This is a genomic window from Nitrosospira sp. Nsp18 (genome assembly GCF_900103145.1).
In the GTDB taxonomy this organism is placed as follows: Bacteria; Pseudomonadota; Gammaproteobacteria; order Burkholderiales; family Nitrosomonadaceae; genus Nitrosospira.
Window position 1 is genome coordinate 45,190 of sequence record NZ_FMWY01000011.1, and the last position, 13,032, is coordinate 58,221.

Below are 13,032 nucleotides of genomic sequence, written 5' to 3' on the forward strand. Positions count from 1 at the left end.
GCCGCCCGATCTGAAACCCGTACCTTCAGAGTTTCTTCAGAAACTCCTGTAGGACAACGGCTTCATTGTACTCTTCGTCTTTCGCGCCATACATCAGTGTGACCTTTCCTTTTTTTATCTCTTCTTTGAGTAGCGCGACCTGCTTATCGTTTTCCTTGAGTTCCGCCCGATAACGCGTCTTGAACTCGGTCCATTTACCGTGGTCATGGGCAAACCACTTTCGAAGATCCGTGCTTGGCGCAATTTCCTTTAGCCAGATATCGACGCTTGCTTTCTCTTTTGTCAATCCCCGAGGCCAAAGCCTGTCGACGAGGATGCGGACCCCATCTTCTTTCGCGGGCGGCTCATAAACTCGTTTTATGTTGATATTCATCTGGGGCTCTTCTCTACAGTAGTCTGCCGATAACTCGCCGTATTGTGCTGGCCGTTATTGGCTTATATCGTAATAAAGTCGAGATAAGCCAGGTATGATATCGTTCAAGCACAGCTCTGCTTCCAGTTAACCCTCAGGAAAGCAGCAACGCAATGCTTCATTTTCCGGTACAACGCACAACAGGATGAAGGATCATGCATGCAGGGCCCTGGAGATCGACGCTCACCGATCTCATGTTATCTTATACTCTTGCCCGTCTCAATATTTCGCGGCCGCTCTCCTCCAGCAGGCCTTGCCGGGAAGACGTATGCGATTTGAATGTAATGACATCAGTGATAGAAACGAATCATCCCTGTCAGGCAAATAGGCAGGCAAGTAAGCAAGCCGAAAGAGGCTATCGAACTTCGCCCTGCGTCATTAAAGGATCAGGCTGATGAAGATCAAAGGTTCACTGTAACCCGCTGTTGTCCCTGTAGCTCATGATATGCTCAGGCGGCGGCTTGGCTTGATAGATTGTGTCGAACGTAAAATAATCTGTGAGGAGGAAAAATGCGGAAAACTGGATTTACCGTGGAAACGGTCGCCCTGGCATTGCTGTATATAGCGTTTTGCACGTCCGTAAAAGCCGAACTCATCGGTGAAGTGGACACTGCTTTCCGGTGGATGGGAAAGGATGACCGTGTGGTCATGGAAGCGTATGACGACCCCAAGGTTCACGGCATAACATGCTACGTTTCGCGTGCCAGGACGGGAGGTCTAAAAGGTACGGTAGGTCTGGCAGAGGACAGGGCAGAGGCGTCCATTGCGTGTCGGCAAGTAACCGAATCGATCCATTTTCCCGAGAAGATCCCAAGGCAGGAAGATGTATTTACCGAACGCATGTCTATTTTATTCAAGCGCCTGCATATCGTTCGCGTCGTGGATGCCAAGCGCAACACGCTCATTTACTTAACCTATTCCGATAAGTTGATAGAAGGCAGTCCACAAAATAGTATTACCGCTGTTCCGGTAGCACGCAATAATCCCATACCGGTCAAGTAGGGTTGCGGTGGTTGGCAATAATTCGGGATTGTGGCAGAAGCATTAAAGCTATCCTCAAAAAGTACTGTCCAGGAAAATACTATCTGGAGTAATTGCCCACTTCAACGACCCGTCCGGGCATCTTTCAGGGAATCACCGCTTCAATCGCTCTATATTCGGAATGAGACGCGTTACCGTACGTGCGCTACCGTACGGACTCATCATTAATTCATGCATAGCATTACGTGTTGATGCTGTGCACCTCCAAACAAAACCAGGCTGCAAAGATAAAAACCGGTAGGTAAACCAGTTGAGCAGCTGAGAAAGCGATCACAATCCATAATTAATCATCTTAAAGGAGGCACCCATGAACATAGTTCTTCGTACGCGATCCACCCTGGCCATTGTTGCGTTAATAGCCGGCACACTGGCTGGGGGCGCAGGATTCGCGACCGCTGGCGAAATCAAGGTCAATCTGAGCGGCGATCAGGAAGTACCCCCTGTGCAGACCTCCGCATCCGGCAGCGGCACGATAACGGTCGATGACGACAGATCTGTCAAAGGCAAGATAACTACCTCCGATTTAAAGGGAACGGGTGCGCATATTCATGAGGGAGCGGTTGGCAAAAATGGGCCGGACATCATCACGCTCAAGAAGAGTTCCGATAACGAATGGTCCGTTCCCGGTGATGCAAAGTTGACTGACGCCCAATACGATGCCTACAAGGCAGGAAATCTCTATGTTAACGTTCATAGCGACGCGAACAAGAGCGGAGAGATACGCGGGCAATTAAAACGTGATCTGGGCGCCGGCTCCCGTTAAATAACTCGCGATTACTGATTACTGAATTGCCCTGTCAGCAGGCGGGGCAATCATTGAGATATGTCCAGAGAGTGCCTCACCATGACAAAATACTTTCAGACCGGGTCGTATAGAACCGGTCGGCCCCATGGGCATGAGCCGTATCCCGGCAAACCAGTACAGGATCCCCCTCGTCCCACCGATCCCGACAAACCACGGGAAGATCCCCAACCCTTCGACCCGGACAAGCCGGTGGATCCCCGCCCGTATGATCCCGATCCAACGCCGGGAGATCCAATCATCGATCCAGCGGACGAGCCTCTACTCCAGGCAGGATGAACAGTATTCAGGGCGTTGCCCGGCAGCACTGCGCGAGCAATATCGGAGGCGTCCGGTTCTTTCCTCAGCAAGACTGAGAGCACAATCGCGGCGCCCCAAGCAAATCCGGGCGTCATTTCAGTGTTATGCCCTCCCGGCTCTTGTCGACTTGAGCTGTCGTGACCAGGCTGGCATGGTTACCCCATGCGTTGCGGATATACGACAATACCAGCGCAACCTCACCATCATGCAGGGTCTGGGCGAATGGCGGCATGCCGTAAGGGCGTGGGTTACCCATGGTGGCTGGAGGATAACCGCCATTGAGAACGCTGCGAATCGCGTTGATCGGGGGCGTCATTGTGACACTCCGGCTGCCCGCCAGAGGCGGATAAACACCTGGAGCGCCCTGACCGGACGCGCCGTGGCAATCCTGGCAGTGCTTCTCATAAATCGCGGCGCCTTGCCGAAACCAGGCCTGGACCTGTTCTGTCATGGCTGGACCTTTAATCAGGGAAAGTGAATTGCTCTCGGGTAATGACTGCAGATAGATGGCCATTGCACGTGCATCCTCTTTTGTCAGATGCTGGAGGCTTTCCATGACAACCTGCGCCATGGGACCCGATGTGGTCGCTTGCGGTGAAACACCTGTCGTGAGCAACTGGACGATTTCATCGATTCGCCAATGGGCAAAACCTGCTTCCAGGCCTGAGGTAAGGGACGGCGCATACCAGTTTGAACCCATAATCTGCCCGCCTCCCAGCGCGTCATCCCCGGCTGTCGCGCCCAGCGGATTGCGCTCCGCATGGCAGGCGTTGCAATGGCCGAGCCCCTGCACCAGATAGGCGCCCCGATTCCACTCGGCGCTTTTTCCCGGCTCGGGCTGATAGACGCCGGGCTTGAAGTATACGGCGCGCCAGACACTCAACAATAATTGATAATCGTAGGGAAACTTGATCTGGCTCGGCGCATTGCGTTGCGCAACGGGAGCAAGCGTCTGCAGATGGGCGAAGATCGAATCAGAGTCCTCGCGCGTGATTTTTGTATATTCGGTATAAGGAAATGCGGGGTATAAAGGCCGTCCATCGCGTGACTTCCCCTCGTGCAGCGCTTTCCAGAAATCTTCTTCGCTCCAGCGGCCGATCCCGGTTTCCTTATCCGGGGTGATATTGGTCGTGATGAATGTGCCGAAGGGTGTGGAAAGACTACGCCCCCCTGCGTAAGCCGACCCACTCTGGGCCGTATGGCATCCCATGCAATTACCTGCGCGCGCAAGGTAGGCTCCGCGGCTCAGCGATTGCTCGGTGAATATCGTCTTCCGGGTATTTGCTGCTTTTCCTGGAGGGGACGCACCGATCAGGGTAAACGACGTACCCATAACAGCGAGACCCGCCAGACCGGCGAGTAGGGCTATCACGACAGCGATCCTGCGTTTCATTGGCCAGTAGCGCTTTGAACGATGCTGCCGCAACGCCGTGCCATTTCAACCGGAAGCGTGCCAGCCGGCCCACTATTCTCCGGTATGGGCTGGGCGGCCAGCCATGCTGCAACTGCGTTCGTCTCTTCGGTAGTAAGCTGCTTTGCGATTTCCGACATGCAATCCGCAGTCTGACCGCGTATCAGTCCTCCATTTCGCCAGGCACCGAACTGGGCGATCATGTAAATGCGCGGAAGACCCAGCAAGCCCGGAATAAATGGCGCCGTACCCATCAGTTCGTTACCATGGCATTGAATGCAAGCCGGAATCTGTCGTGCGGGGTCTCCCTGATTGATAAGCTGCCGGGCGAGCTTGATTTGGGCCGATGACGCAGCAATGCGCTCGGGTGGCGGGAAAGGCTGTTTAAGCCCCGAAAAGTAGGCGGCCATTTCCAGCAGATACTGGTCCGTCATATTTGCAAGCAGCAGGGTCATGGGCTGGTAATAACGCAGTCCATCCCGGAAACTGCGCAACTGGTTAAAAAGATATCCTTTTGGCTTGCCTGCGATACGTGGATAGTACGCGTCTCGCCCTACCTTGTCTTCGAGGCCGTGGCAGGCAACGCAGGGCTTAACCCGCTCCGCCATGGTGTCGGGCACCTCAACCGGCGCAGCGGCGGAAACTGCCTCTACCGCATTGGCGAGCCCGGCAGAAAATAACAACGTCGCTAAAATAAGTCGTCTCATGGACCGCTGTTTGCTGATCTATAGGATTTCACTGATGAGACTGTGGCAGCCTGCCAAAGTTGCTAGAGTTGATAAGGGCGGAGGCGGAGGCTGAAGCTCACCCTCTTAGGAAATGCGGGCAGGCTCAGGCTTATCCTGTCGCTGCCCGAGACATTTCTCTCATTGGAACTTCCACACGAACGGATAATCAGCCAAAACCTAGCCTGCTACCGGCGCTTGCTCCAGCAAGTTTTAGAGGGATTAAATCCCGACTACTGTGTTTGTCGGATAGCAGGGGATAGGCAGGTCAGGCATAATAACTTTGGAGTATTTAATAATAACACTTTACCAGTTCGAGCCTGACTTGGCTCATTCGAATCCTGATCATTTTGTTGAAGCAGAAACCTGTCTGGAATGGCAGAGTGTGTCATCAAAACAACGCTGCCGTTGCTTGTGCCGAAATGCAAGCCATCAATGATGAGGAGCAACAACAGGGCTCAAGCCCGGCGGCTGCTAGCGTGGCTCAACTGCGGGAAATATTTGAGTGCCGGGATGATGTTGCTGGCTCCATAAGATGATGGCTGCCAGTACAGGCCTCAGACTTTCGCCCTTCTCGGTCAGGGAATACTCGTAACGTACCGGCTTCTGCTGATAGGCTCGCCGCGTAATAAGACCTGTGGCTTCCAATTTTTTCAACCTGTCGGCAAGGATATTTGAAGCGATTTTTTCGGCTGACGATATCAATTCCAGATAACGGCTCTTGCCTAAAATCAAATCCCGGACAATAAGCAGCGTCCATTTATCACCAAAAATATCCAGCGCATGGGTAATGGGGCAGCATGACCTTTCGAAGGCAACTTTTCCTTCCGCCATCTTGTCATCTTTCATAACTTGCTTCATAACTTGCCTGCAGGAAAAATTGGTGAGTTAATAATAGTATAGTTACTTGCACTTTGCAATACAGTAAGATAAGCTTCGTTGACTTGCTTATTGCAAGTAATATCGGAGGATAAAATGTCAAAACCGTTATCTCATAGCCAGCGCCAGGCACCTATCCACGAATCTCTTCAGCCGCTATTAATTGGTGGGCTGAAAGGCATCGAAAAGGAAAGCCTCCGAATTGACCGGAAGGGATTCATATCACTGTCTCCTCATCCGATTGAGCTAGGAGCCGCATTGACCCATCCGCACATAACAACGGATTATTCCGAGGCTTTGCTTGAGTTGATCACACCAGCATTATCGGATGGAAAGGAAACGTTGAATTTTTTGACGGACTTGCATAAATACGTCTGTGCAAATATTAATGACGAATTATTGCTGGCAGCAAGTATGCCTGTCGGTGCTTTACGGGACTCGGCAATTCCTATCGCCAGATATGGCTCCTCCAACGTAGGAATGATGAAGCACATATATCGCCGCGGTTTAGGTTACCGCTATGGCCGTTGCATGCAGGTAATCGCCGGGATCCATTTTAATTACTCGCTTCCTGAACAATTCTGGCCGGAATACCAGCAGTTCAAGAAGCATACGGGTGACCTGCAATCATTCGTCACCAATGCTTATATGGAAATGATCAGAAACCTGCAGCGCTATGGCTGGCTCATCCTTTACCTGTTTGGCTCTTCACCTGCGGTCAGTAAAAGTTTCGTCGATAGCCGTAACTCTGCTTGTTCCCATACTTTGGAGAAATTTGACGATACCTCATATTACAAACATTTTGCAACTTCACTGAGGATGAGCGAGATTGGATATGTAAATCCGGTTCAGGCAATGTTTCATATTTCCTTTAATAGCCTTGATGAATATATAAGGGATTTGGCCAGCGCGACAACGAAATCCTATCTGGATTACGAAAAAATCGGCATAAAGGCAGGTGATCAATATCAGCAATTAAACACTAATTTTCTACAAATCGAGAACGAATATTACACCTCGGTACGGCCGAAACAGCCTACAAGGCCCAATGAGAGACCGCTCAAGGCCCTGAGAAGCAGAGGGATCGAATATATTGAAATCCGATCGCTCGATATTGATATTTTTGAACCTGCGGGAATCTCGATCGAAACGACACGGTTTCTTGAAGCGCTTAGCCTGTATTGTTTATTTCGCGGAAACTTGGGCCATGACTTGAAGCAGTATGAGGAGGTTAATAATAATGCGTTATCCGTTGCCAACCAGGGAAGAGATCCCACGCTGAAGCTATCCGACAAAGGACAGGCAGTCTCCCTGCAAGAATGGGGGTTGAAGTTGTGCGAGGAAATGCAGGAGATTTGCGAGGTTCTGGATAAAGGGAATGACAATAAACCCTATACACAGGCATTACACAAACAGAGGGAAGTTGTTCGTCACTCCGAGCTGACTTCTTCAGCAAGAATGCTGTTGGCAATGCGGGACCAGAAGCTTTCGATTACTGAACTGGTGTTGCAAAAATCGGATGAATACGCACGTTATTTTCGGAATACACCACTTGAGACCTCGGTAAAGAAAAGCTTTGATGCCCAGGTCGAAGCGTCGCTGAAGCAACAGGAACGGTTGGATACAATGACCGAGATCCCGTTCGATAAGTACTTGAGTAATTATTTTTCTGAAGACGCCACCGCTAATGAAACGTGTTCGAAAGAATCTAAAAAAAAACCTGGTCCTGGAGTGGAACACCTGATAGACGAATTGCGGGTAGTCAAAGAAGCGAAGCAAGAACCAAAACGACGCGAGGCACGTGCTGAAGCCGCGGTTGCAAGAAGGCGGAGATAGTTATTCCAGGCATTTTCAGGAGTTTCCCAATCACCCCCTCGTTCGAAATAGTGCCCCGTGAAATCCTACTTCTTATGACCCTGGCAATCGAGGTCAAGCGGATACACAAGCGTTGCGACAATGATCCGCCAGTGGTTTTGCTTTCCTGCTACAAGTCGGGATCGGGCTATTGGTCTATCGAATTATGGGATTGGCTGAGCGATAGCGCGGCCGATAAAAAGCTGCAATTCCTTGCAGTGTGTAGTCGTGTCTCATAGCTGCCCGCAGAGAAAATTATACGTGAGTAAAATAAGCAATAGTGACTTGCAGTTCGCAATACATTAGGATAAGCTTTCGTTACTGGTTAATTGCAAGTTGAAACGACGCTTTGGAGCGCTGATGGTAATACTTTATCAATTGGAACGTACGTGGGGCATTCCGAATCTCAGCCATTTTTGCTGCAAAACAGAAACTTATTTAAGAATGGCGGACATTAAATATGCTGTTAAAGCGACGCTCCCGTTGTTTGCGCCGAAAGGTAAAGTGCCTTACATCGAAGATGGAGATCTCAAATTAGCGGACTCGCGCTTTATCGTACGACACCTTAAAACCCAATATAAAGATCTGGATGAGGACTTAACCCCGGCAGAATCGGCACTGTCGCTGGCAATGCAGCGGTTGCTTGAAGAGCATCTGTTCTGGGCCACAATGTATTCGAGATGGCAGTATACGGACGCAAATTGGCAAGTGAATAAGAAAGCGATTTTTAGTGTTCTGCCCCCTGTTATTCGCGATGTGGCGGCAATCTATTATCGTCGCAGGATTCAGCGCCAGATTTTGGGGCATGGAACGGGGCGGCATAACGCCGAGGAGGTTTTCGAACTCGGTATGCAGGATATTGATGCGCTGTCAGCATGCCTCGGGGGGAAAAAATATTTCCTGGGAGATAAGCCGACCAGCCTGGATGCGAGTGCCTTCGGATTTCTCATCAATACGTTCGGCTGCCCGATCGAGTCGCCACTAAAGGAACATGGCTTGACGAAGGACAACTTGAGAAATTATATCGAGCGAATCAAGCTGCAATATTATTCCGACTTGGGGGCTGCTTAGTATTATGTAGCTCTATCGCTGAAGGATAAATCTCATAATGTTTATAAAGCCTTGCCGGTGAGTCTTGCGGGAGCTTTCACTCGGAACAAACATACAAAATATTTGCCCAAATATCAGCCAGGCCGCCCATCGCCAACTCAGCCGTTGATGACCTTCCCGACTCGATTTCATTTCCAATTCGCATAAGCCGGGCCTTGCGCCTGCGGATAAACGTTATTCTGCTAGACTGAATCATGAATAACACGATTCCTGTAGACGGAGGCGTAAATGTTCGGCTCAAATATACTGGAAGTGGCAATCGGTATCATTTTCGTCTACTTGCTCCTGAGCCTCATATGCACGGCCCTTAATGAGGGAATCGCGTCGCTCATTGACAAGCGGGGAAGAAACCTCATGGGGGGAATTAAAAATCTTCTCAACGATCCGCAGTTCACCGGGTTGGCGCAGCAAGTCTACAACCACGGACTGATAGGCGGCATCTCGCAGTATGCTTCCAATCCGAACAAAATAACCCGCTTGCCCTCCTATATGTCGGGGCAGAACTTCTCGCTGGCTTTGCTCGATATTCTTGGCGCACGCGGGATTATCGCGGGTAAGTATGGCGATCTTCTGGCTATCGCAGAAAACGCGGACGACGCCTACGGAAAAGCCGTCGAAGCAGCAGCCGCAACGCCGGCTAATCCTCAGTTCGCCGAAGCCGTCAATCAGGCAAAGGCGGCTCAGGAACGAGCCCGGGCAGCCTTGGAGGCTATTGCGGACGAGGCAAAGGCGGCATACGACAAAGCCATCCAATCCGCCAGCAGCGCTCCAACAGACGCAGATCTTGCCCATCTTGCAACACAGGCGAGGAATAACGTTGAAACCATAAACGCTGCAATTAAAATGCTCGATGCGCGCCGCGCCGCGATTGCATCCGCAAAAAATCCCAAGGAGGCCAAGCTGCTTCTGACAGCTGGCACGACTCTGAAAGAGGCGCTTGCCTTCGCCCGTACTTTCGCTGCCCAGTCTCCTGATCCATTGGGCAATATTCAGGAAGGACTGAAAAGGCTGCCCGAAGGAGACACAAAAGAAACGCTTCTTGTCCTTATAGACAAAACGCGGCGCGAAGTCGCTGCTGTCGAGCACCAGGCGGAAGCATTCCGGAGAAATCTCGAAGGCTGGTTCAACAATGCCATGGAAAGGGTTGGTGGGTGGTACAAGCGCTGGACCCAGCGCGTGCTGCTTTTTTTGGCGACTGCGGTAGTTGTTATTTCCAATGCCGATACGGTCATGCTCATTCAACGGCTTTCAAAGGATAATGCTTTGCGCGCATCGCTGGTCGCTGCGGCACAGGATGCCGTAAAGGCCCAGCCTGCCTTGGAGTTGCCTGCTCCCCCTATGGAAGGGGCAGCATCTCAGCCCGCGCAATCGCCCCCCATCGATGCAAAAAATAACACTCCGGGTTTGCAAGCGGTTCTTAAAACGGCAGAGAGCGTCAAGTTGCCGGTAGGATGGTCATTTAACCCAAGCGACGCCGGACATTTTCGAAACCCCGAGCTGTCATGGGATTACGCAGGCTGGGCGTTTTACAAGCTGTTCGGCCTGCTGGTTTCCATACTTGCCGTATCGATGGGGGCCCCCTTTTGGTTTGATACATTAAGCAAATTCGTCAATTTGCGCAGCGCCGGTACTCCACCTGGCGAAACCAGCAAAAGTGCACGTCAGCCTACCCTGTAAATTTCAGGAAATATGATTTTCGGAGTATTACGTGATGCGATGCAAAACAGCATCGGGAGATCAGAGACTTTCCATGTCCATACTCATTGTCGTCGAGGAACCCGATGCTTGGCCTCTCGAGATTCCAGGTGTAACGATCATATCGGCGCGAACATATTTGACTGATCCAGGGTTCGCCATAAACCATGGCGCCGGCCAAACCCACCATTCCCTGAATCGCTCCGCCAGGGTTTTCAACCTTTGCAAATCCTACCATTACCAGGGCTCGGGCTATTATGTTTCGCTGCTCGCAGAGGCCCGTGGGCATAAACCGCTGCCCAAGGTCGGCGCAATCGAGGATTTGCAATCCCAGAATCTGATACGCCACCTTACCGAGGATCTGAGCGCCTTGATTCAGCGTTTGCTTGCACCGCTGGCAATGAACGACTTCGAACTCCACATCTATTTCGGCCGCACCACAGATAGTCGCTATAACAGACTCAGCCATCAGCTTTTCAATCTGTTACAGGTGCCGCTCCTGTCCGCCCGCTTCGAACGCCATCGCAACCAATGGAGCTTGCGCAGCATACGGGCGATCGACGCAAGCGATATTCCCGCCTGCCACCAGGAGCTTGCGGTGCTTGCAGCAACTGAGTACTTCAAGGTCAAAAGCCGCAGGCTATGGCAGAAGAAACACATTTCCCGCTTCGATCTCGCAATCCTTCACGATCCGGATAATCCTGAACCTCCTTCCAATGCAAAAGCTTTGCAAAAATTCAGGGATGCGGCAGAGGAATTGAGCATGCGCGTAAAATTTATTACCCGCGCCGATATCGGCCGGTTGCCTCAATTCGACGCGCTGTTCATCCGCGATACAACCTTTGTCAATCACTATACTTATTACTTCTCGAGACTGGCATTTGCGGAAAGGCTGGTGGTGATAGACGATCCCGAATCCATCCTCAAGTGCAACAATAAGGTCTATCTGGCTGAACTCCTCGCTCGGCACAATATACCCACCCCCAAAACGTTGTTGGCGCACCGGGACAACATCGCCCGAATCATCCCTGAGCTCGGTCTCCCCTGCATACTGAAGCAGCCGGACAGTTCATTCTCGCGCGGGGTGGTAAAAATCGAAACAGAAGCCGAACTGCTGCCCCGGATAACCGAGCTGCTGGCCAAATCGGTACTCGTTATTGCCCAGGAATGGCTGCCTACCGCATTCGACTGGCGAGTCGGCATACTCGACCGGAAACCATTATTCGTTGCCAAATATTACTTCCCCCCCGGACACTGGCAGGTCATCAAGCGCGATGTGCAGAAACGCAAAATGAGCGAAGGTTCCACTCAAGCCATCCCGCTGGGCGAAACACCACCAGAAGTAGTCGGAATTGCACTCAAATCGGCCAACCTCATTGGTGATGGCTTCTATGGCGTGGATATCAAGCAATCCGGTAACCGCTGCTACGTGATCGAAGTCAACGACAATCCCAATGTGGATGCCGGCAACGAAGACGGCGTGCTCAAGGATGTACTTTACCGGGAAGTGATGGGCGTTTTTCTGAAGCGTATCGAAGCCCGGGAACGAGACCATAAAAGCGCCAGTAGCGAAACCTGACGATAATTTTTAAGGTTTTCCTGGCGCTGGCCGCGTAGCCTTCAATATAGAAAATATCGTTATAAATGCTACTTCCTGCTCGTTGATTGTCATCATTCAGATTAGCCATAATTCAAGCACTAGCAACGCTTTAAGCCACGCGGAGATGGCTGGATTGCCAACGGGTCCTCGGATGCGAAGCCGGGAGGGTTCTTTTTACTGTCCAGCTACAGAATGCGCCATAATGTAAAATTAAATCTTCTGGCGTAACGAATCTTCTTAATATTAAACAGGTATTCCTTAGTCCACATAATCGTTTGTTTAGTTGAACACACATCCATAGAGGAAATCTCATGCAATCCCGACGAAACTATTCCCTTACCCGACGGATTTTTGGATTGGGGCTTGCTAGCCTCGTCAGCCTGAGCCATGCAGCACCGCTTATCGTGTTACCGGAGGGCGAGATCACCCGCTTAAGCTATGCTGGCCAGGAGTTCTTCGACGACAAAAACGGAAACCACCTGCCCGATAGGGGAGACGTATTTAAAGGCATAGTGAATATCACCCGAATTCAGGGCGCTGCAAGCGGAGCCGACTTTTCAAGCCAGCTGGCAGACAATGAACTGACAGGGCGTTTTCAATTTTCCATAATCGATCAGTCCAGCGATTTCAGCCACCTTGAATTTGGCTTGTTACCAGGAGACTTTTTTAATTTTTATGTCGGACAGGGATCGACCAAGAACTTCGATCCTTCCTCGTCGAATGCCTATGATCGAGCTTCAGATGGTCAATTTTGGCTCGGCCTACAGCCGGGAGGGGTTTTTGAAAGCGTAAACGACAGGCAACCGAACGGATCCACTCTCAACCGGGCATGGGCCGACATTACGGTAAACAACACCGGCTATTTCCTTCATAGTGATTTGCTTCGCACTATTCTTGGTAAAGATGCTCAGCATATAGTAGGAAGCCAATTCCATGGCGATCATTCCACGCAGGCGATTTTTGATAATCAAGTTGCTGGGCCCTCATCGTTCCCTTCCCAGTTCACCTTCAATATCTTTGGCGAATTCGATGTTTTCGCGGTGCCTGAGCCTCCTACGCCGCTCCTCATTCTGCTTGGCATGACGATCGGATTGAGTTTTCGAAGATGCGGAAATATGTCGAGACGATTACAGGATCGAATTACGCCGCTTAATGCGGCAGGAAGCTCTTAAGAAAATTGGGTTGCCGGATCAGGTGGCGCTA

12 protein-coding genes are annotated in these 13,032 nt (G+C 51.0%); 8 read left to right on the forward strand and 4 right to left on the reverse strand.

What is annotated here, in order from left to right; all coding sequences use genetic code 11:
• Positions 1-25: 25 nt before the first annotated feature.
• A complete protein-coding gene (locus tag BLS94_RS06960; protein ID WP_090958931.1) occupies positions 26-373 on the reverse strand; it encodes a DUF488 domain-containing protein in 348 nt (115 codons plus the stop codon).
• 549 nt (positions 374-922) lie between these two features.
• On the opposite strand from BLS94_RS06960, the gene BLS94_RS06965 reads away from it, so the two are divergent.
• From BLS94_RS06965 to BLS94_RS14540, 3 genes are all read left to right on the forward strand, one after another.
• Positions 923-1,414, forward strand: coding sequence for a CreA family protein (locus BLS94_RS06965; RefSeq protein WP_083570018.1), 492 nt, complete (start codon positions 923-925; stop codon positions 1,412-1,414).
• 346 nt (positions 1,415-1,760) lie between these two features.
• Positions 1,761-2,216: a CHRD domain-containing protein gene (locus BLS94_RS06970; protein ID WP_090958935.1), complete on the forward strand. Its 456-nt coding sequence runs from the start codon at positions 1,761-1,763 to the stop codon at positions 2,214-2,216.
• Between the two features lie 81 nt (positions 2,217-2,297).
• Positions 2,298-2,534: a hypothetical protein gene (locus tag BLS94_RS14540; RefSeq protein WP_143021661.1), complete on the forward strand. Its 237-nt coding sequence runs from the start codon at positions 2,298-2,300 to the stop codon at positions 2,532-2,534.
• A 112-nt stretch (positions 2,535-2,646) separates the two neighbouring features.
• Here BLS94_RS14540 and BLS94_RS06975 read toward each other — a convergent pair whose 3' ends face one another.
• The 3 genes from BLS94_RS06975 to BLS94_RS06985 form a co-directional block, all read right to left on the reverse strand.
• Positions 2,647-3,948: a c-type cytochrome gene (locus BLS94_RS06975; protein ID WP_090958938.1), complete on the reverse strand. Its 1,302-nt coding sequence runs from the start codon at positions 3,946-3,948 to the stop codon at positions 2,647-2,649.
• A complete protein-coding gene (locus tag BLS94_RS06980; RefSeq protein WP_176767818.1) occupies positions 3,945-4,673 on the reverse strand; it encodes a c-type cytochrome in 729 nt (242 codons plus the stop codon). The genes BLS94_RS06975 and BLS94_RS06980 overlap by 4 nt, the downstream gene beginning before the upstream one ends.
• A gap of 492 nt (positions 4,674-5,165) precedes the next feature.
• Entirely contained in the window at positions 5,166-5,552 is a 387-nt protein-coding gene (locus BLS94_RS06985) for a winged helix-turn-helix transcriptional regulator (protein ID WP_256325316.1), read from the reverse strand.
• 114 nt (positions 5,553-5,666) lie between these two features.
• On the opposite strand from BLS94_RS06985, the gene gshA reads away from it, so the two are divergent.
• The 5 genes from gshA to BLS94_RS07015 all read left to right on the forward strand — a co-directional run bounded on the left by gshA (position 5,667) and on the right by BLS94_RS07015 (position 13,001).
• Positions 5,667-7,406, forward strand: a complete 1,740-nt coding sequence (gene gshA, locus BLS94_RS06990) for a glutamate--cysteine ligase (RefSeq protein ID WP_090958941.1) — start codon at positions 5,667-5,669, stop codon at positions 7,404-7,406.
• 378 nt (positions 7,407-7,784) lie between these two features.
• Positions 7,785-8,495 carry a glutathione S-transferase family protein gene (locus BLS94_RS07000; protein WP_090958947.1) on the forward strand — a complete coding sequence of 237 codons (711 nt, stop codon included), beginning with the start codon at positions 7,785-7,787 and terminating at the stop codon, positions 8,493-8,495.
• A 267-nt stretch (positions 8,496-8,762) separates the two neighbouring features.
• On the forward strand, positions 8,763-10,211 hold the full coding sequence (locus tag BLS94_RS07005; protein WP_090958951.1) for a hypothetical protein: 1,449 nt from the start codon (positions 8,763-8,765) through the stop codon (positions 10,209-10,211).
• A 73-nt stretch (positions 10,212-10,284) separates the two neighbouring features.
• A complete protein-coding gene (locus BLS94_RS07010) occupies positions 10,285-11,808 on the forward strand; it encodes a RimK family protein (RefSeq protein WP_090958953.1) in 1,524 nt (507 codons plus the stop codon).
• 425 nt (positions 11,809-12,233) lie between these two features.
• A complete protein-coding gene (locus BLS94_RS07015; RefSeq protein ID WP_176767819.1) occupies positions 12,234-13,001 on the forward strand; it encodes a PEP-CTERM sorting domain-containing protein in 768 nt (255 codons plus the stop codon).
• Positions 13,002-13,032 lie beyond the last annotated feature (31 nt).